Origin of the sequence: Sphingobium sp. EM0848 (genome assembly GCF_013375555.1) — a bacterium.
In the GTDB taxonomy this organism is placed as follows: domain Bacteria; phylum Pseudomonadota; class Alphaproteobacteria; order Sphingomonadales; family Sphingomonadaceae; genus Sphingobium.
This window is the reverse complement of the sequence record NZ_JABXWB010000001.1, coordinates 758,290-778,054: the sequence shown is the minus strand read 5'-3', so window position 1 is coordinate 778,054 and position 19,765 is coordinate 758,290. Positions and strand designations below refer to the sequence as shown.

19 protein-coding genes are annotated in these 19,765 nt (G+C 61.1%); 8 read left to right on the top strand and 11 right to left on the bottom strand.

Annotation, left to right across the window (positions count from 1 at the left end):
• Positions 1–19: 19 nt before the first annotated feature.
• Genes HUK73_RS03690 through HUK73_RS03675 form a run of 4 tightly spaced genes read right to left on the bottom strand, consistent with a single transcriptional unit; the run spans position 20 to position 4,597 of the window.
• Positions 20–790 (bottom strand): enoyl-CoA hydratase-related protein, encoded by a 771-nt coding sequence (locus HUK73_RS03690; protein WP_176590691.1) that lies wholly within the window; start codon positions 788–790, stop codon positions 20–22.
• Positions 790–1,626 (bottom strand): enoyl-CoA hydratase/isomerase family protein, encoded by an 837-nt coding sequence (locus tag HUK73_RS03685; protein WP_176590690.1) that lies wholly within the window; start codon positions 1,624–1,626, stop codon positions 790–792. Before HUK73_RS03685 ends, HUK73_RS03690 begins: the two co-directional genes overlap by 1 nt.
• A gap of 4 nt (positions 1,627–1,630) precedes the next feature.
• Complete coding sequence (locus HUK73_RS03680) at positions 1,631–2,083, bottom strand: nuclear transport factor 2 family protein (protein WP_176590689.1); 453 nt, start codon at positions 2,081–2,083, stop codon at positions 1,631–1,633.
• 54 nt (positions 2,084–2,137) lie between these two features.
• Complete coding sequence (locus HUK73_RS03675; RefSeq protein ID WP_176590688.1) at positions 2,138–4,597, bottom strand: TonB-dependent receptor; 2,460 nt, start codon at positions 4,595–4,597, stop codon at positions 2,138–2,140.
• A gap of 119 nt (positions 4,598–4,716) precedes the next feature.
• On the opposite strand from HUK73_RS03675, the gene HUK73_RS03670 reads away from it, so the two are divergent.
• A complete protein-coding gene (locus HUK73_RS03670; RefSeq protein WP_255325995.1) occupies positions 4,717–5,361 on the top strand; it encodes a carboxymuconolactone decarboxylase family protein in 645 nt (214 codons plus the stop codon).
• Positions 5,362–5,373: 12 nt separating this feature from the next.
• On the opposite strand, the gene HUK73_RS03665 is transcribed toward HUK73_RS03670, so the two are convergent.
• Genes HUK73_RS03665 through HUK73_RS03650 form a run of 4 tightly spaced genes read right to left on the bottom strand, consistent with a single transcriptional unit; the run spans position 5,374 to position 9,668 of the window.
• Positions 5,374–6,180, bottom strand: a complete 807-nt coding sequence (locus tag HUK73_RS03665; RefSeq protein WP_176590686.1) for an SDR family NAD(P)-dependent oxidoreductase — start codon at positions 6,178–6,180, stop codon at positions 5,374–5,376.
• A gap of 41 nt (positions 6,181–6,221) precedes the next feature.
• Positions 6,222–7,316: a zinc-binding dehydrogenase gene (locus HUK73_RS03660; protein WP_176590685.1), complete on the bottom strand. Its 1,095-nt coding sequence runs from the start codon at positions 7,314–7,316 to the stop codon at positions 6,222–6,224.
• Between the two features lie 59 nt (positions 7,317–7,375).
• Positions 7,376–8,476, bottom strand: a complete 1,101-nt coding sequence (locus tag HUK73_RS03655) for an LLM class flavin-dependent oxidoreductase (RefSeq protein ID WP_218036417.1) — start codon at positions 8,474–8,476, stop codon at positions 7,376–7,378.
• A 37-nt stretch (positions 8,477–8,513) separates the two neighbouring features.
• The gene (locus tag HUK73_RS03650) at positions 8,514–9,668 is read right to left on the bottom strand and encodes an LLM class flavin-dependent oxidoreductase (RefSeq protein WP_176590684.1); all 1,155 of its coding nucleotides are present in this window, start codon (positions 9,666–9,668) and stop codon (positions 8,514–8,516) included.
• Between the two features lie 186 nt (positions 9,669–9,854).
• Here HUK73_RS03650 and HUK73_RS03645 point away from each other — a divergent pair, with 186 nt between their 5' ends.
• Positions 9,855–11,459, top strand: coding sequence for a class I adenylate-forming enzyme family protein (locus tag HUK73_RS03645; RefSeq protein ID WP_176590683.1), 1,605 nt, complete (start codon positions 9,855–9,857; stop codon positions 11,457–11,459).
• Positions 11,460–11,468: 9 nt separating this feature from the next.
• Here HUK73_RS03645 and HUK73_RS03640 read toward each other — a convergent pair whose 3' ends face one another.
• Positions 11,469–12,131, bottom strand: a complete 663-nt coding sequence (locus HUK73_RS03640; protein ID WP_176590682.1) for a TetR/AcrR family transcriptional regulator — start codon at positions 12,129–12,131, stop codon at positions 11,469–11,471.
• Positions 12,132–12,237: 106 nt separating this feature from the next.
• On the opposite strand from HUK73_RS03640, the gene HUK73_RS03635 reads away from it, so the two are divergent.
• Together HUK73_RS03635 and ribB are read left to right on the top strand one after the other, a co-directional pair.
• The gene (locus tag HUK73_RS03635) at positions 12,238–13,044 is read left to right on the top strand and encodes a DUF2889 domain-containing protein (protein ID WP_176590681.1); all 807 of its coding nucleotides are present in this window, start codon (positions 12,238–12,240) and stop codon (positions 13,042–13,044) included.
• Positions 13,031–14,155, top strand: a complete 1,125-nt coding sequence (gene ribB, locus HUK73_RS03630; protein ID WP_176590680.1) for a 3,4-dihydroxy-2-butanone-4-phosphate synthase — start codon at positions 13,031–13,033, stop codon at positions 14,153–14,155. Before HUK73_RS03635 ends, ribB begins: the two co-directional genes overlap by 14 nt.
• Here ribB and HUK73_RS03625 read toward each other — a convergent pair.
• Entirely contained in the window at positions 14,152–14,859 is a 708-nt protein-coding gene (locus tag HUK73_RS03625; protein WP_176590679.1) for a MerR family transcriptional regulator, read from the bottom strand. The genes ribB and HUK73_RS03625 overlap by 4 nt on opposite strands.
• Positions 14,860–15,006: 147 nt before the next feature.
• Between HUK73_RS03625 and HUK73_RS03620 the strand changes: the two genes are divergently transcribed.
• From HUK73_RS03620 to HUK73_RS03605, 4 genes are read left to right on the top strand one after another with little or no spacing between them, the layout of a single operon-like run.
• Positions 15,007–16,071 carry a cytochrome P450 gene (locus HUK73_RS03620; protein ID WP_369805508.1) on the top strand — a complete coding sequence of 355 codons (1,065 nt, stop codon included), beginning with the start codon at positions 15,007–15,009 and terminating at the stop codon, positions 16,069–16,071.
• On the top strand, positions 15,998–17,626 hold the full coding sequence (locus tag HUK73_RS03615; RefSeq protein ID WP_218036409.1) for a transposase: 1,629 nt from the start codon (positions 15,998–16,000) through the stop codon (positions 17,624–17,626). The genes HUK73_RS03620 and HUK73_RS03615 overlap by 74 nt, the downstream gene beginning before the upstream one ends.
• 12 nt (positions 17,627–17,638) lie before the next feature.
• Entirely contained in the window at positions 17,639–17,986 is a 348-nt protein-coding gene (locus tag HUK73_RS03610; RefSeq protein ID WP_369805428.1) for a cytochrome P450, read from the top strand.
• A 10-nt stretch (positions 17,987–17,996) separates the two neighbouring features.
• Positions 17,997–18,314: a 2Fe-2S iron-sulfur cluster-binding protein gene (locus HUK73_RS03605; RefSeq protein ID WP_176590678.1), complete on the top strand. Its 318-nt coding sequence runs from the start codon at positions 17,997–17,999 to the stop codon at positions 18,312–18,314.
• A gap of 74 nt (positions 18,315–18,388) precedes the next feature.
• On the opposite strand, the gene HUK73_RS03600 is transcribed toward HUK73_RS03605, so the two are convergent.
• Complete coding sequence (locus HUK73_RS03600; protein ID WP_176590677.1) at positions 18,389–19,585, bottom strand: TetR/AcrR family transcriptional regulator; 1,197 nt, start codon at positions 19,583–19,585, stop codon at positions 18,389–18,391.
• Positions 19,586–19,765 lie beyond the last annotated feature (180 nt).

The window sequence follows — 19,765 nt, the reverse complement described above, 5'->3', positions numbered from 1 at the left end:
CTGCCCTGCCGCATACAGCTCAGCGGCCGGTCCAGACGGGCTTGCGCCTCTCGCCCGCGGCGACCTCGCCCTCGCGCTTGTCGGCGCTTTCGGCATATTGCTCGATTTCCTCGAAGCGGGTCATCAACGCCACCTCGAGCGGATGGCCGAGGCGACCAAGTGCCGCCGCCTTTGCCGCCTGGTTGGCCAGTGGCGAGGCAGCCGTGATCTTGCCCGCCCATTTCTGCGCCGCGGCGGCGAGATCAGCATAGGGCACGACTTCGTTCACCAGGCCGAAACGCTCGGCGACGTCCGCCTTGATCCGTTCCCCGGTCAGGATCATCGCCATGGCGATATGATGGGGCAACTGGCGCACCGCACGATGAACGACGCCACATTCGCCGATGATGCCGACCTTGGTTTCCGGCAGGCCGAATTGCGCCGTGTCCGCCGCCACGATGATGTCGGCACACATGGCCAGCTCAAAGCCGCCGCCGACGCAGAAGCCCTGCACCGCGGCGATCAACGGCTTCCTGAGCTGCACCCAGGGACCGCCGATGCCGGTCAGCCCGCCGCCGAGCGCCATGCGCGTCTTGCGCTCCGCACCACCCGATACGTCGGCGCCGATGCAGAAGCCCTTCTCCCCTTCGGCCGAGAGGATCGCACACCAGATATCCGGGTCTTCGTTGATCGTCGTCCAGGCGTCGAGCAGGAGATCGTCCATCTCCTGCGTGATGGCATTCAGTCCCTGCGGCCGGTTGAGATGAACGTGGGCGACATTGCCCTCGCGCGAAAATTCGACGTCTGCCATTATTGCTCCTCGGTGATGGTCAGCGGTGTCGTTGGCGGCACCTTATACTCCTGGATCACGGCCTTGAGGCCGCGTTCCTTGATGCGGGCGCGTACCTCCAGCACGGCGGGCGCCAGATGGAGCAGCGAGTCCATCTCCGCGATGCCGGACAGAGCCTGGCGGAAACCCGCCGCCTCCGCCGCGCGATTGATCGACAGCTTCTTGATGCGCAGCACTTCTGGCGGGATCAAGGCGATCCGTTCGGCAAGGCTGCGCACCGAGGGGACGAGGTCCGCCAGCGGCACGCAATGATTGGCCCAGCCCCATTCCACCGCCGTCGGCCCGTCGATCCAGTTCCCGGGCACGAAGGCGAGTTCCTTGGCCCGCTTCGCGCCGACCAGGCTGACCCAGGTCGGCGCGACATAGCCGCCGCCGATCGGAATGGTCGGCTCACCGATGCGGGCATCGTCAGCGACGATGGTGATGTCGGTGAAGACGCACATCTGCGCCGCCACGCCCAGGCAATAGCCATGCACGGCGGCGATCACCGGCTTGGGATGGTCCCACATCGCCAGCCAGCGCTCGACATTGCGGTGCAGGCGGTCGCGGTCGGATATGATGTCTGGCGGCCCGCTGTCATCGCCGCCATAATTGCCCAGATCCATGCCGGCACAGAAACCCCGCCCTTCCGCCCGGATCGCGATGACCGGCGCGCCCTCGCCCTTCAGCCGTTCGAGCGCGTCGGAAAATTCGTCGAGCAGTTGCGGCGACAGGGCATTGGCGGCATCCGGCCGGTTCAGCACGATCCAACTGACCGACGCCTCATGCTCCAACCTGATGGTCTGGTAATCGGTCATGGCACTAGGCCGCCCGGCCGATCGGATTGGACGCTCGCACATGATAGTCGGTGGTCATCGTCGTGCGCAGTTCGCGGCGCTTGAACTTCCATTGGCCGTCGACCTTCACGACGCGGTCGAAATACTGGCCATAGAGGATGCCGTCCGGGCGTTCCTTCACATAGCGGTGGATCGCCAGCACGATCGAGCGGACGTCCGCTTCGGTCGGGCTGATGAAATCGACCGTGATGTTGCTATTGTGATGGCTCGTGCCGCTGAAGAAGGCGCCGATGCCTTCGAGCGTCTTCTTATAGGCTTCCATGCCGGTCGCGCCGAAATTGGGCGCGTAGCTGACCTCGCAATCCTCCACGAACAGCGCCGCCAGTTGATCGGGATGGTTCATGTCCAGATGGTAGGAATAGTCGAACATCATGCGTTCGATGGCCTGCTGTTCCACGACCTTGCTTACGTCATCCATATTCCAACCCCATGTAAAGCGTGGGGCCGGGCCTGCGCCCGGCGCCCGGATTTCTTAGAATTTATAGTTGAGTTCGAGCCCGTACATGCGCGGCAGGCCCGGCAGGACGGAATTGATCGCGTTGACCGCGCCCAGCGCGAAGCCGCCGACATTATATTTCCTGTCGGTCAGGTTCTTCACATAGGCCGCGACGCCAAGGCCGGTGCCCGAGATATTCGCCCATTCGGCGCGCAGATCGACCAGCGTGTACCCCTTGATGTCGGTGCCCGGCAAAATCGTGTTGGCCGCGTTCGAGTAGAAGAATCTGCTCTGGCGGTAGACATCCCCGCGCAGCGATACGGTGCCGGCGTCGCCCAGCTCATGTTCCACCTTGGCAAAGGCCGATCCGGTCCATTTTGGCGTGTCGCCATAGGGGCCGAACAGCACGACGGTGTTGCCAACCGTCGCCGTATTCCGCGTGTAGCGCGCATCGGTATAGGCGAGCGTCGCACCGATCTGGAGCCAGTCGGTGGGACGGATGGAGGCATCGGCCTCGACACCGGAGACGCGGGCGCGCTCCACATTGCCGCTGACCGCCGCCACGCCCAGATAGATCGCCCGGATCACGTTCTTGATATATTGATCGTAGACGGCAATGTTGAAGGTCGTCCGCATGCCGCCCAGATCGCCATTATATTTGGCGCCCACCTCAAAATCATAGGTGGTTTCAGGCTTGAACGAGTTGGGAATGATATTGCCATTGGCGTCGGCGCTGACGGCCGTGCCATTGAAGCCGCCAGTGCGCCACGAGCCGCGATGGACGGCATAGAGCATCAGTTCGGGCGTGACCTTATAGTCCAGAGAGACCTGCCAGCTCGGCTTGCTCGCCTTCAGCGTGCCGCCGGTGACGCCCAGGCTGGTGTTGAAGTCGTCATAATAGGGGTCGTAACTGCCCGCGACGCGATCGGCGGGTTTGTAGATCGACTTTTCCCAAGTGTAGCGACCACCTGCCGTGACGTTCAGGGCGTCGGTCAGCGCATAGGTGATCTGGGCATAGGCGCCCTTCGATACCGTGCGGTTGGTATATTCACGCAGGAAGAAGCCCAGATTGTCGCCCAGCGCTGGACTATAATCGGGTGCAAAGGCCAAGGGCAGCCGCTGATAGTCCTTACCTTTGAAATAATAGAGACCGGCAATATATTTGAGTCGGCCAGCTTTACCAGACAGTTGCAATTCGTCCGACAATTGGCGCTGGACATAGGTATAGCCTTCGATCGTGGGACCGCCGACATTGGGATTGCCCGGATTGTTCGGACCAGTGCCCCCGCCGAAGCCGATGTTCAGCGGCTCGAACGGCGTTCCGTCGACATCGGTATTGTCGCGCGAGCGGCTATGGTTGAACCCGAAGACATTCTTGATCTGGATACCGCTGTCGAATTCATAGGTCGTCGTATTGGTGACCATGTGCTGGCGGGCGCGATGCCGGCCGGTCTGGTTGTTGAAAATATCGTAGAAGCCGTAATTCTTCTGCGCGTCGATGAAGCTGGGAAGGCCGGAGAAGCCGAATTGCGCAAACGCCGCGCCGCCATCCAGCGACGACGCGATGCCGTCAGGATAGAGGGTCGCGGAAGGCAGGCCGTAATTGAGATTGTTGGAAACGGGCTGGCCATTGACATAATTGTTCAGCGGATTGCCGGCCGCACCCGTGCTGCCGTTGACGCCATAATAGTTGGTCGCACGCAGACCGGCGCTGACGCCGCCGGAGAAATTATACTGATAGACGGTCGTGTTGGTGAAGCCGCCGGTCTTGATCCGGATGGTCGGGCGAATGCTGAAATTGTCGACCGAGGCGTTACGCGTGCCCAGCAGCAGATTGTGCTGATAGCCGTCGCGCTTCTGATATTGCATGGCGAGGCGTCCAGCGACAACCTCGCCCGGAATGTTGATCGCGCCTTCCGCCAGCTTGTTGTCGTAATTGCCGTAGCTCAGGCGCAGATAGCCGCCGAAATCATCCTCGGGCTTCTGGGTTTCGTAGAGCACCGCGCCACCCGTGGCATTGCGGCCGAACAGCGTGCCCTGCGGCCCTTTCAGAACCTGGATCGACTGAAGATCGAAAAAGGCGCTCGACGATGTCGACTGCGCGTTGAATTCGTTGACATAGTTCAACACCGCCGGTGCTGCGAAGGAGAAGGCATCGACCGACTGACCACGCAGCGAATAGCTGATCTGGTTCGAAGAATTGGTCTGGCGGATGGTGAGGCCCGGTGTGGCGGACTGGAGGTCGGCGTCGCTCAGGATGCGGCGCTCGGCTAATTGCTCACCGCTCAGCGCGGCGACCGAAACCGGGACATCGGACAGACGTTCCGAAGTACGACGCGCCGTCACGACGATATCGTCCAGGCTGGTTCTCGCAACCCCCTCCTGGGGCGCCTCTTCCTGCGCATTTGCCTTTACCGACCAGAGCGATCCGCCGATGAATGTGCTTGCCAGTAACAGTGAAACTGCGTGGATGCGGCGCATTCCAATTGCCCTCATGATATCCTCCTCCTTCTTGCAACCGAGACTCAGAATGGTCTCTTGTCAACGCATGAGTTGACATACGAAATATGAATCGTCAACACATAAGTTGACGATAAATGGAGAGGAGATTGTCGTTGTTTCGTGAAGATGGTCTGGAAGCCCTGCTGGATGCGCTCAATGCGCCCGAAGGCGATTCATTGTCCGCCCAGGAGCGCGCCTTTGTGTCGCTGGGACTGGCCACCTCCCTACCCTGCCTCAACCAGATGGACATAGAGGCTGCGGTCAAGGGCGCCTTCCGCACGGGCGCCTCTCCGACGCAGGTGCAGGAGATCGTCTCTCTTGTCTCCGGACTCGGCGTTCACTCCCTGATGGTCAGCTCTGCCATCATCGTGAAGCAGGCCGAGCTTGCGGGACATGGTCTGGAGAAGGTCTTGACGCCAGAGCAACAGACCATCTGGGACGCCCGTGTCGGCGACGATCCGTTCTGGCTGGCGATGGAGGCGGAATTGCCCGGCTTCCTTCGCTCGATGCTGCTGCTGTCCACAGACCAGTTCGAAGCCTTCTTCGACTATTGCAGCGTTCCCTGGAAAAGCCGCACGGTTCGCGCAAAGGTCAAGGAACTGGTCGCGCTGGCGACCGATGCGATGCCGACCCACATCTTCATGCCGGGCCTGCGGTTGCACCTGAAGAATGCCGTCACATTGGGTGCCGGCAGGAAGGCGATCAGGGAATGCGTGGCACTGGCTCAGGCGACACCGGCCCATGCCGGCGTCGCCTGAGCGCCCCCCACCTCAATCGGCGGCGCGCATCCCGCGCCAGGCGAGCGTCCCGCCGTCGATCACATAGGATGCGCCATTGATGAATGAGCTGTCCTCGGACGCCAGGAAACAGGCCAGCTTCGCAATTTCCTCGACCTTGCCCAGACGCGGGATGAGGTGCGCGCCGGTCAGCACCGACATGATCGCATCCTTATCGGGCGCCGCCTCATAATATTTTTGCAGCATGGGCGTGTCGATGGCGCCGGGGCAATAGCAGTTGCAGCGGATGCCATAGGGCGCGAGATCCACCGCCGTCGCCTTGGTCAGCAGCAGAACCCCGCCCTTGGTCGCGCAATAGGCCCCTGCCTGCGGATAGGATACGAACGAGCCCGTCGAGGCGACATTGACGATGGCGGGGCCAAGCTTGGACTGTTTGAGATAGGGCGCGGCATAGCGGGTCGTCAGCCAGAGCGCCTTGAGGTTGATCTCATAGACGATGTCCCAAATCTCTTCGGGCAGCTCCTCGATCGAGGTCTTCTCGGTCAGGTCCGTCTCATGCACCGCCGCATTATTGTGCAGCACGTCGATCCCGCCGAAGCGCTCCGCCGTGAAGCCCATCAGCGCCTTGATCTCGTCGCCCTTGCGCAGGTTGCAGACGAACATGTCCGCGTCGCCGCCCGCAGCGACGATGCTGTCCACCGTCTCGCGCGCCGATGCCTCGTTGACGTCGGTGACCATCACCCGCCCGCCCTGCGCCGCCATCTCGATTGCGCAGGCGCGGCCCATGCCGCTGCCACTGCCGGTGACGATGCAGACCTTTCCGTCCAGCCGATTGCCCAAATCTCTTCTCCTGTCTTGCTGATCGTTGCCTTGCAGACCGCCTATCGCGCCGATGCGCGGCATTCCGGATCGATGACCGCCTTGATGACGTCGCCCTTGTGCACTGCATCCAGCGCGGCGGACGCATCCTCGATCGCAAACCGATGGCTGACCAGCGCGGCGAGTGGCACCCTGTCCTGCAGCCGCGCGGCCAGATGCATGGCCTCATAATAATGTTTGGGTTTGGGGAAGGTCGCGCCCGCGAGGGTCAGATTCTTGGTCGTCAGGTCGCGCGGCGAAATAGGCTGCGTGCCGATCGCCCCCCACAGGCCCAATATGACGTAGCGCGCATGGATTCCGGCCAGATCGACGCCTTCGGGGAAGGCCGGCAACACACCCGCCGCCTCGACCACCAGCGAAGGCCCGGCCGGACCAGTAAGATCATAGATATTGCGACGCCTTTCCTCCGCGCTGTCGCGCAGGGAAATGGTGGCCGTCGCGCCCAGCGACCGGGCCACGTCCAGCCGCTTGTCGAAGCCGTCGATGACGATCACTTCGCGCGCGCCCGCCTGTGCCGCGACCAGCACGGCGGACAGGCCCACTGGCCCTGCCCCCTGCACCAGGACGGCCTCGCCCATCTTCACCGGGCCGCAGCGGTCGAAGCCGCGCAGTACGGTCGGCAAGGCGCAGCCGAGCGCCGCAATAGCCAGCGGGTCCGCCCCGTCGGGCAGGCGGAAGAAAGCCAGGCCATTGGGCAGCCAGGCATAATCGGCGTAGCTGCCCCAGTTCGGCTTTTCCGCATGCTCGAAAAATTGCGAATTCTCGCAGGGCGTCTCATCGATCACATTGCAGCTATAGCAGCGGTTGCAGATGGCAATGGGCGACCAGTAGACGAGATCGCCGGGCTTGACCGGCACGCCGGCATAGTCCGTCTCAACCCCGCCCAGTTTCTCGATCCGGCCGATCCCTTCATGCCCCAGGATGATCGGAAAAGGCATGACCCCGGCTTCGCCCGTGGCGATATGGACGTCGCTGCCGCATACCCCGCCCAGGACGATGCGCACCAGCGCACCGCCCGGTTCCGGATCGACCACGGGGACGTCCCAGGTTTCCAGTCTGTTGGGTTCGACCAACACGGTCGCGCGGCCCGTCGCCATGCCTTCTCTCCTGCAAGCAGGGGGCGGCGCCTTGATCCTGCGCCTGCCCCCGGTCATCCTCAGTTCGGCATGCGGACCTTGGGACACACCTCGGTCGCCAGCCGGCGGATCGACTCTTCCCACGGCTTGGGATCGTCGATGCTGTCATGCTGGTTGTAGACGATCTGGCCCCAGCCGCCGACCTTGTCGGCCAGAGACTCCAGCTTTTCGATGCAGGTCTCCGGCGATCCACACAAGACGACATGCTCGGCCAGGAAATCCTCATCAATCGTCTCAGGCGTGACGTCTTTGCCGGAGTCTGCGATGATGCCATTGAACAGGCCGAACTTGACGTAGATTTCCTTCAGATAATGTTTCCAGGTCTGCATCAGGCCGCTCTTGAGGAACAGCCGCTTGGCCTCCGCATCGGTGTCTGCGATGAAAACGTCGCGACATACCCTGTACCGCTTGCGATCGGGCCTGCGTCCCTGCGATTCCATCGCATTCGCCCAGGTTTCCCAATGCGCCTTCATCTGCGGCGTGCCGCCGAAGAAGGAGATGGGGGAATAATCGCGTTCGCCCGCGAATTTCATCGACGACGAGCTTTGCGACAGGCCGGTCACAGCGATTTCCAGCTTGTCGCGGCCGCCATAGGGGCTGTTGTCGGCAATGATGACGTCATATTCGGGCATAGTGTCCGGGCCGGGGAAACCGGCCTGATAATATTTGCCCTTTTCCAGGAAGGGTTTCCCCTCCCAAACTCGTTCCATCATGTGCAGCGCCTCGATCTGGCGCGGCGGCAGCTCGAAGATAGTGTCGAAGCCATGCAGGATCGCGTCGGTATGGTGGCCGCCCGGAGCCACGCCCAGAAAATAGCGCCCCTCCATCACCTGGCTCAGCCAGCCGATACGGACCGCCAGCGTCGCCGGGTCATGATAGGGCAGCAAGTGCGCCATAGGCGCGAAACGGATCTGCTTCGTCGTCTGCGCGCAGGCCGCAATGATGGCTTCGGGAACCGGGATATTCTCCCAGCCCAGCGTATAATGTTCGCCGATCATGAAGTCGGCATAGCCCGCCTCGTCCGCGATCCGGGCGATGTCGAGAGCCCAGTCGAACACCTGCCGCGCCGTGCGGCTCGGCGGGTTATAAGGGGTCATGAAGATCCCGCACTGCATGGCCATGATATAACTCTCCTTGAATATTTATCGCGCGGTTCGATCAGACGAACACACCATTCTCATTCTTGGTCGAGAAGCGCGGGGCAACCTTGCTGATGAACTGTTCCAGCTCTTCCTGATTGGCTTCCGGTTCCAGGTGGCCCTGGCCAAACATCAGGAACAGCTCGTTGAAGCCGAGGCGATCATGCGCCTCGCCGATCCGGTCGGCAATTTCGTCGGCGGTGCCGATCAGGACGTTTGGCGGCCGCTGGCCCAGCGGGATGAACCATTCGTCCCAGAACCACATATGCTCCCGCATCAGTTCGGCCGCGCGATCCTTGCTGTCGGTCAGCATCAGGAAACCGCCCCATGCCGACGCGTCGGTCGAAGTCACTTCACGGCCATTCTTCGCGGCCGTCGCGATATAACGATTGTTGAGCGATTCGCAGAAATCGAGATTGTCCGACAGGACGATCAGCTTGCCGCCCTCCTCAGCCCAGAAGTCGATCGTCCGGCCCGAAGCCGCAAAGCCGCCATAGATCGGCGGGTGCGGAGCCTGATAGCAGCGGGGCGCGATACCGATTTCCCGCACAATGCCGTTTTCATCCTGCCCCTTGCCGAACTTGGCATAGGCCGGATGCCCGGTGGAGCCCCCTTCCGGCGGGAACTGCCAGTTTTCGCCCTTGTGGCTGAAAACGTCGCTCGTCCAAGCCTTCTTCACGACACGCACACCTTCTTCGAAGAGCGAGCGGTTGCGGGCATCCTGCTGGTCGCGTGCCTTGACATTGTCCGGCGTGGTCGCGCTCACACCCTCCTTGGCGCCATAGGCGTCGACCCAGCGGGCATGATAGCCACGCGTGAAGCCGCAATAGAGCCGTCCCTGCAACATATGATCCAGCGTCGCGAGCTCCTCCGCGACTCGGACCGGATTATGGGTCGTCATCGTGTAGCCCATCGTTCCCGCGTGCAGGCGCTTGCTGTTCTGCCCGACGAACAGGCTGAACATTCCGGGATGGTTGTTCGCCTCGAAACCCTCGATCTGAAGGTGGTGTTCGGGCTGGCAATAGCCGTAATAACCCAGGTCGTCGGCCAGCCGTACATAGCCGCGCACTTCTTCGAGGAAGCGCTGATACAGCTCAGGCCGCTGGCCGGCCATGCCGGCCTCGATTTCCTTGCGGCGTCCAACGACGCCGGTTTGCATAAGATGGAACTTCATAGCCTCTCCGCCCCAAAAATGGGGTCGCGGTCCACGCCGCGACATCAGGTTGATCTTGTGTCGACGCCTAATCCAAACCCTTTCCGGCGAAGTTGTCAACTCACGTGTTGACGAACAGCGAAATTTTTTCCCATAAGCGTTGCCGGATGCCGTGCGGCACAGCAGAAGAACGGGAAGAGGAATGATATGATGGGCTCCATCGTCACCGAGGTATCTACGCTGGGCGACCTGCTGCTGCGTGCCGCCGAAACGCATCCGGCGCGTGATGTCCTGGTTCTGCCGGACGAACGCATCAGCTACGAAGGGCTGTTCGATCGCGCGCGAACCGTTGCGAAGGCGTTGATCGCAAAGGATGTGAAGCGCGGCGATCATGTCGCGATCCTGATTCCCAATAGCTGCGAATATGCGATCAGCCTGTTCGCCATCGCCCTGATCGGCGCCGTCGCCGTGCCGCTCAATGCCCGGCACAAGGCGGCTGAACTGGGATATATCATCCGCAATGCGCAAGCGGTCGCCTTGCTCACCAGCCGGCATGCGAGCGATCCCGTCGATTTCCCGGCGGTGCTGCGCGAAGCGCTGACCGGTGACGCGTCGCCTCATCTACGGCACCGCGTTCTGATGCGTGGCGAGGGCGATGCCGAATTCGAATCGTTCGAGTCGTTTGCCGGCCAGGCGGACCGGGTGCCTGCGGACGCCATCGAAAGGCTGCGCCGGCAGGTCCGCGTGCGGGACCCCGCCATCATCATCTACACCTCCGGCACGACCGCCCATCCCAAGGGCTGTGTCCTCAGCCATGAGGCCGTCACCAGAGGCCCTGTCGAACGGTCCCGCTACCGGCTGAAAGCCGATGGCCGCGATGTCGTCTGGGGTTCCGGCCCGCTCTTCCACATCGGCACGATGGCGCCCTTCATCGGCACGGTCGGGGTCGCTGGGACATTTCTGACAGACAGCTATTTCGAACCGGAACGCAGCCTTAAGCTCATGGTCGAGGAAGGCGTGACCCTCGCCTGGCCGTGGTTCCCCGCCATCGTGCAGGGGTTGATGAGCCATCCCGATTTCGATGCGGCCCGGCTGGGATCGCTCCGCCAGCTTTTCATCATCGCGCCGCCAACGCTCGTCGACTCGGTACAGTTGGCGCTCCCCAATACGGAGGTGATCCAGGGGTGCGGGATGACCGAAACCGCCGGGCTCTTTGCAATGTGCGATCCCGACGAAAGCCGCGAATCGCGTTCCACAACGCATGGGAAGGCCTGCCCCGGCGTCGAGGTAAGAATCGTCGATCCGGAAACGGGCGATGATTTGCCCGACGGCACGTTGGGCGAAATATTGGTACGCGGCTATAATGTCATGGACGAATATTGGGCCGCGCCGGAAAAGACGGCGGAAAGCTTCACGTCGGACGGCTGGCTCAAAACCGGCGATCTCTACACGCGCCTGTCCGGCGGAAGTCTGGTGTTCGGCGGACGCTACAAAGACATGCTCAAGGTAGGCGGCGAAAATGTCGCCGCGATCGAGATCGAAACCTTTCTCTGCACTCATCCTGCGGTCAAAACGGCGGAGGTGGTCGGTCGCCCCGACCCAAGACTGGACGAAGTCCCGGTCGCCTTCATCGAACTGGCAGCAGGGATGGAAGCGAGCGAGGAGACCCTGATCGCGCATTGTCGCGGTCGGATCGCCAGCTACAAGGTTCCCAGAGCCATATATTTCGTGCAGGCGGCGGACTGGCCGATGTCGGCAACCAAGATCGACAAACGCGCCTTGCGCGAAAGGTTGAAGCAAGGGACGGGATGATCGGAAACGTCAGGCATCCGCTCGGGCAGGCACCATGCCGCCGATGAAGATCGACCAGAAGGATTCCGCGACCTGTTGCCCGGTCATGCCCTTGCCGGGGACGAACCAACGATGGGTCCAGTTCAGCATCCCGAACAAAGCGTTTTCCACCAGACGGACTGGGATATCGCCACGCAGATCGCCCTGCGCGATAGCGTCGCCGATAAAGCCGATCAGAATCTGATCGAACTGTCTGGTCTTCTTCATGATGTCCTGCGCCCAGGCCGTTTCGTCGGCCGCGACCTGATGCATCTGCTCCTGAATATAGACGAAGGTCGCGGGATAATTATCCTCGTAACTGATCATCAGGGAGACGAAGATTTTTTTCAGCCGTTCAATCGCTCTTAGACTGTCGTCCTCGATCAACTGCTGGGCGACCGCGATATTGGCGTCGAGCACCCCTTCCACCGTCTCGTGGAACAGTTCTTCCTTGCTGCCGACATAATAATAGACCGTCGCCCGGTCCAGTCCTGCCGCCTGGGCGATGTCCAGAAGCCGGGTGGACTGAAACCCCTGTTCCTTGAACAGTTCGGCGGCGATTCGCAGCAGTTCCGCGCGCTTGGCTTCATAATCTGCGCCACCCTTGGCCTGCTTGGTGCGCCGGCGGCGCGAAATATTGCTCGTTTGCGTCATGGGCGCACGATGCATGGAAAGGGTACGACTTTCAACAACGTTACAACGTCAACGTAGATGTTGATAAAATAGACAGGCTTCGATATGATGGGGCTGGAGAGGATGAATGACACTTGCACGCTTCCCCTTGAACCCGGACTATGGGTCGGGCTGCTATCGTCGCCTGCTGCGCTTTTATGCGCTGCCCGGCGCCGTTCTGGGCACGATCGATGACAGCCATCATGCCATGTGGATCCTTCTGCGTCATGATGGACAGCGGATCGAGGCGGTCGAAGCGGACATCAGCCGAGGCCCCGCAACCAGTTGCCGTGGATCGGCGGCCGGCTTGCGCAAACTGGTCGGCCTGCCTCTTCAGGCCGAAAGCCAGGCCGCGATCGCCACTCTCGACCGCGTCCAGAACTGCACCCATCTTTCCGACCTTGCCGCATGGAGCCTGCGGGTCGCACATAGCGGAAATGTGGGCCGTCGTGTCGAATATCAAATCCGCGTCGAGGACGATGACGGAACCCCTTTCCGGATCGAAATCGCGAAGGCAGGGAAGCCGATCCACAATTGGCTGGTATCAGGCTCCACCGTCATCGCGCCGGAGCCTCTGGCGGGCATGCCCTTGATGCGGGGTTTCATGGCGAGCGCTCGGACCCATTTCCAGGGTGACGACCTCGAAGCCGCCATCATGCTCCAGCGCGGTATCTGGGTCGCGCGGGGCCGGCGCCATATCGTCGATGCCGCCCCTGTCCCCCTGACCACCTATGAGGACATGGAGGACGCCTGCTACAGCTATGCCGGCGAGCAATGGCGTACCGCGACCAGCCATGTCGGCTATGTGCGGGATGTCACGGACGGCATCCTCCCGCATCCGCTTCCCGACCATATTTCCCGCTTGTTATCAGGATATGACCATGACCCGAGTTGACGGCATCGCACCGATCGAGCGCATCATCGAGGACGCCCGCAACGGATTGCCCTATATTCTCATCGATGCGCCGGACCGCGAGAATGAGGGCGACGTCATCATTCCCGCGCAGTTTGCAACGCCGCGCATCATCAACTTCATGGCCAAGCATGCGCGCGGCCTGATCTGCCTTGCCATGACGCAGGAGCGCGCCCGCACGCTCAGCCTGTCGCCCATGGCACCGCGCAACGAAAGCGGCCATGGAACGGCGTTCACCGTCTCCATCGAAGCGCGCGAGGGCGTGACCACCGGCATTTCCGCCCATGATCGCGCCCACACGATCGCGGTCGCCGTCGATCCCACCAAGGGCGCGCGGGACGTGGTGTCGCCCGGCCACGTCTTTCCCCTGACCGCGCGCGACGGCGGCGTGTTGGTGCGCGCGGGCCATACGGAGGCGGCGGTCGACATCTCGCGCCTCGCGGGCCTGACGCCGGCCGGCGTCATTTGCGAGGTCATGAACGATGACGGATCGATGAGCCGGCTGCCCGAGTTGATCGCATTCGCCAAGGAACATGATCTGAATATCGGCACCATCGCCGACCTCATCGCTTATCGGCGGCGGTTCGAATCGCTGGTCGAACGGGTCGCCGAAGCGCCGTTCGAAAGCTGGTATGGCGACTTTCGCATCATCGTCTATCGCAACGTCATCGATGGCGGTGAGCATGTCGCGCTGGTGCGCGGCACGCCCAGCAAAGACCGTCCCACGCTGGTGCGCGTCCATCAACTCGACCTTACCGCCGACGTCCTTGGCTGGCGGGCCGCTCATCGCGACTATGTGCCCGCCGCGCTCAGGGAACTGGCCAATTATGATGGCCCGGCCGTGGCCGTCTTTGTGCGGGATCCCAGTCCGACCTCGATCTCGGAACGGATCAAGGGCAACCGAAAGGCCTATGCCGACACGCACGGCTATCGCGACTATGGCATCGGCGCGCAAATCCTGCAGGATCTGGGCGTCGGCGAGATGGTGCTGCTGACCTCCAGCACCGGCAAGCTGACCGCGCTCGAAGGGTTCGGGCTGACCGTCGTCGCCAAGCGCCCGCTGGTTGAAAATGGCGTGCGGCTGGTGTCCTAGGCCGCCGCATCGGGGCTGGTTGCGGCATTGACCAGCCGCATGAACGCCTTGATACGCAGCAGACCGAAAAAATCGAGCATCAGGGGAAGAGCGGTGTGCAGCATCGCCGCCGCCTTCTCCTCTTCGATACGGCCATCGCTGGCATTGAAGAAGATCGCCGCTTCATGCGCCGCGACCTGTTCGGCCAACGCCTTGTAGAAGGCAATATTCTCCGGCGGGAAGCCATTTTCATCGACAAAGCCGGCTTCACGGATGCGACCCCATATCTCGACAAGGCGCGCATCGGGCAGGCTGAGTTCGGGGCCATCCGCGCCCTCCCGCATGTCGAGCATATCCATCTGCGCAAAGGCCTGGGCGTCACGCTCGGCGGCTGAATGGCGTTGCTGGAGCGACGCCAGAGATACGGTCGGCGCAGTATCGAGTCCGAAGCGGTGTGAGAGCAGTTGTTCAAGATGCGCATAGGGCGAACTTGGAGCAAGCGGCTGACCCCCATCCCCATTCATTAGCGCCTTGATCTGCTTGATCGTCAGCCGCGCGCCTTTCTGAAGCTCGCGGACCGCGGCAATGCCTCTCACATGGTTTTCATCATATTCGGCCGCGTTCCGGGCGGGGCGCTCCGGCTGCGGCAGCAGCCCTTCGCGGATGAGTATGCGGATCACCTCCCGGTCCACGCCCGTCCGCTCTTCCAGTTCGCGCATCTTCATCCGCAAAGCATCTCCCTCAACACCGCCATTGCATATCAACGTATGCGTTGAAAGAATCATTGCGGCGGCCCATCCATGCGTGTAACTTACACGCATAATGCTGATAGCGCCATATCGGCCAACGACAGGAGAGCAGCCTTGGCAACGATATCCGACGACCGTCCCGCCCCTCCCCCACGCAGCCGGGCTGCAAAGCCGGCCCATGTGCCCGACGATCATGTCTATGAAATCGACATGTATGCGCTGGACGGGATCGAGCAGGGCTATCATGAGGCGTGGAAAAGCATTCAGAAGCTGGGCGTGCCCGACCTTGTCTGGACACCTTTTACCGGCGGCCACTGGATCGCGACCAACGGCGACACCGTGCGCGACGTCTATAGCGATCCCTCACGCTTTTCGAGCGAAGTGATTTTCCTGCCGAAAGAAGCCGGCGAGAAATATCAGATGGTGCCCACCCGCATGGACCCGCCCGAGCACACGCCTTATCGGAAGGCGCTCGACAAGGGCCTCAGCCTGGCCCAGATTCGCAAGGTGGAGGACAAGGTCCGCGCCATCGCGGTCGAACTGATCGAAGGCTTCGTCGCGCAGGGCGAGTGCGACTTTGCGGCCGACTATGCCAATGTTTTTCCGGTCAAGGTGTTCATGGCGCTCGCTGATCTTCCGATGGAGGATGTGCCGACACTCAGCCGCTATGCCCGCATGATGACGCGGCCCGAAGGCCATACGCCCGAAGAAATGGCGACGGACCTGCAAGCGGGCAATGACGGCTTCTTCGCCTATGTCGAACCGATCATCCATGCGCGACGGGGAAGCGACCGCGAAGACCTCATCACCATCATGGTGAATGCCGAGATCAACGGCGCACCGATCAGCCATGACAAGGCGTTGGGACTGATCTCGCTGCTTCTTCTGGGCGGGCTGGACACCGTCGTTAATTTCCTCAGCTTCATGATGATCCACCTGGCGAAGAACCCCGCGTTGGTGGATGAATTGCGCCAGGACAGTCTCGCCCTGATGCGCAGCGCCGAGGAGATGTTCCGCCGCTTCCCGGTCGTGTCGGAAGCGCGCATGGGTAAGCGGGGCAAATTTCCGGGCAGGGGGACTGGACAAGGTTGGTTTGGCGTGATTCACACTGCCGATGACTTCGGGCAACGACATTGGCGGTACAAGAGGCGAGGAGGATATTCGTCGGGTTGTTGCTGCGCTGGTTGAGCGTTGCGACCGTCTGGAAGCGACGAACCAGGATCTGCTGATCGAGAGGGCGGCTGACAAGCTGGAGATCCAGGCATTACGGGACGAGATTGCGCGATTGAAGGGCGATCCGCCGCGTCCCCGCTTCAAGTCGAAGCCATCGGGGATGGAGAAGTCGACGTCACCGACACCGGGGAAGAAGCGGAGCAAGCGGAGGCGTGGGGCGGTGCAATCGAAGCTCACCGTCAGCCGGGATGTGACGCTGAAAGCGGCAGTTCCTGATGGCTCACGTTTCAAGGGTTACGAAGACGTCTTGGTGCAGGATCTTCGGCTTGAAGTTGACGTCATCCGCTATCGTCGCGAGATTTGGCGGGGTCCTGATGGTAAGCGGATCGCAGCAGAGTTGCCGGCGGGCATTTTGGGAGGCTTTGGCCCCGAGCTACGGCGCTTTATCACGGCGGGTCATTTCCAAGGTCAGATCACCAGCGAACGGCTGTGCTCGATGTTGAACGGGATGGGTTTGGCCATTTCCAAACGCCAGGTCGTACGACTGCTCAGCCGTGGGCTCGACGATCTGGTTGCCGAAGATCGGGCGATTTTAGCCACGGGGATTTCCACGGCGCAATGGATCAATGTCGACGACACTTCCGCTCCGCATGCTCGCAAGAATGGGTATGTCACCCATCTTGGGGATCGGCGCTTCGCGGTGTTTCGCAGCAGCTTTTCCAAATCGCGGCGCAATTTTCTCAATCTTCTTCAGGCGGGCATCAGCCATTTTGTCGTCAACGACGAAGCGCTAGCCAAAATGCGCGAGATGAACCTCGCGTCCGAACCGATTGCCGTGCTGGAAGCCCACGAAGCCAAGCATTTTGAGAGCCCCGAGGCGTGGCAGGCGCATCTTTGCGCGCTGGGCTTTGACAAGTTGAGCGTCACGCCCGATCCCACCAAGGTCGCGACCGAAGGCGCGCTATGGGGCGCCCTTTGCGAACAAGGTCTGCTCGGCGACACAGCTATCGTCTCCGATGGCGCCGGTCAGTTCCGCGTCGGCAGCAACCATGCGTTGTGCTGGGTACATGCAGAAAGGCTGGTCCACAAACTCCATCCCCGCTCGAAGAAAGATCGTGAAGCGCTCGAACTCATCCGCACGTTGATCTGGTGGTTCTACGCCGATCTCAAAGCCTGGCAAAAGCATCCGGATCCCAAACGGGGCCGTGCCCTCAGGGTTCGTTTTGACCGGATCTTTGCCCGCAAAACCGGCTTTGTGATGCTCGATCGGCAATTGGCACGCCTCTACCGCCAGAAAAACGATCTCCTGCGCGTTCTGACACGTCCCGAAATCCCGTTGCATACCAACGGTTCGGAAAACGATATCCGCAGCTTTGTCACCAAGCGCAAAATTTCCGGTGGCACCGTTAGCGAACAAGGACGGATCGCTCGCGACATCATGCTCGGCCTGATCAAAACCTGTGCCAAGCTTGGCGTCTCCTTCTACCAATTCCTCGGTGATCGCTTCGCCGTTCCCGGCGCGCCATCCGTTCCATGGCTGCCGGACCTCGTCAGCGCCGCTCCCGCCTGACCGCCCGGGAGTTTGCCCCGCTTACCGCGCATGGTGGCGAAGGATCAGGAATATAAGGGACTTTCCCTCAAGCGCGGGGACATGATCCTGCTGCCCACCGCCTTGCACGGCCTGGACGAAACGCTAAATCCTGATCCCTGGCGGATCAATCTCGAAAGGCGTGGCATTTCACACAGCACGTTCGGCGGCGGCCCCCATCGCTGCGCAGGTCTGCATCTCGCCCGCATGGAGGTGATCGTGACCCTTGAGGAATGGCTCGAGCGGATACCGAGTTTCGGCTTCAAGGACGGGGAAAGTCCGGCCTATCATTCCGGTATTGTCGCTGCCGTCGACAATGTTCCCCTCGTCTGGCCGGCGTGAGGTTGCGATCATGCCGATGATCCATATCGCGCTGCGCGACGGCCGAATCTCTTCCATCAATGTCGAGGAAGGGCTGAGCATTATGGAAGGCATCCGCAGCGCCGGCGTCGATGAATTGCTCGCGTTGTGCGGCGGATGCTGTTCTTGCGCGACCTGCCACATCTATGTCCAGGACGACTGGTCGGATCATTTCACGCCACCATCTGCGGACGAGGATGAATTGCTTGAGAGTTCTTCATCCCGCCTTTCGGCGTCACGGCTCGCATGCCAATTGATCGTGGATAGGCATATGGAGGGATTATCGTTTACGATCGCCCCCGAAGATTAGCACCTCATATTAGGTCTATATATTAGATCTATAGGGGGGAGGCGTTGCTTCAAGCAAGCCCCTCCCCCAATTGGTCATTTGAGATCGATGCGCACGCTTTCAAGCCTTGCGTTGAAGCGACTCTCCGAAATCTTGTAGTCGTCGTTTATCGGCGTCAGCGTATCCTCACCCACATCGAAACCTTCGGCGTTCGATATCCAGGCGCGGTGCGTATGCTCCACCCGGCCGTTGCCGATCGCCTCACCATCCAGCAGCAGCGTCACCACGCCACCCGATCCGCGTTCGGGTTTGTCGAGCACAAGGCGCATGACCAGTTGATGCCTGCCCGGCGTCAGGTCGGTCTGCGACGCGATTCGATATTGCATGTCATTGGTCATGTTATAGTGGAATACGGGCTTTCCATCCTTCACATAGAGGGCGTAGCCGCCGAACCGGCCGCCCTGCGTGACGATGACGCCGTTGGTCGTGCCGCCCGCCGGAATCTCCATGTCGGCGGTAATGTCGAAGGACCGGCCGATGACATGCGGCGCGGTATTTTCCGGCACCCTCGTCAGCCCCGCATGATAGGTGAAGCTGGTCCGCCCTTCCGCCAGAGAGGGGCGGCCCTGTGCACCGTCCATGATGCCATGGATCGGCAGGATCTTCGCCTTTTCCGCCTCTGCATAGAACAGGGCCTGCATTTCCCTGAGCTTGTCGGGTTGGGCCGCCGCCAGATCCTTCGACTGCGAAAAGTCCTTTGAGACCTGATAAAGTTCCCATTTCCGCTTTGTCAGGTCAATCTTCTGCGCTTTGGTGATGTCCCATGGCGCCGCCGCGGGCGCGGTGCCCGCCATCCAGCCATCACGATAGATGCCCATATTCTGCATCATCTCGAACACCTGCGTGTGGCGCTGATCGGGCGCCGCGGGCTGGCTGAAACTCAGATAATGGCACAGGAACGCCGCGTAGGAATAACGGCCATCGCTATCGCGGATCTGAAGATGGGGCAGGCAAACCAGCGCGACCAACTCGTCGATGCCAAGATCATCGAGATCGCAGCCGATCACGCGGGCAGCTCGAATGGCCTCCAGTTGTGCCATTCTGAACTTGACGACCTCGTCGTAAAGCTGGTCGATTGAGTTGAAATGATACTGGACAACTACATTATTCTTCTTGCCACTGCGTCTGGCTATCTCCCTGGCGGAAACACCACCTAGTCCATGAATGGCGACCAATTCCTCCGCCGCAATGATCAGATTGAGCTTTGTTTTTTCGGCGACGCGATATCCCATCGGCCTATCATAGTCGGAAATCGCTTGAGTCTCTAGCATATCTCAAGCTTGCGTCGACGGTGAGGACTGACCATAAAGTATCAAACTGGATTCCCACCTGACAAACGGGAACTTGCCGAGGATTGGTATGTGATGTAACCGCGAATGAGCGCCGACGATAAACACATACTTGGGGCCTTG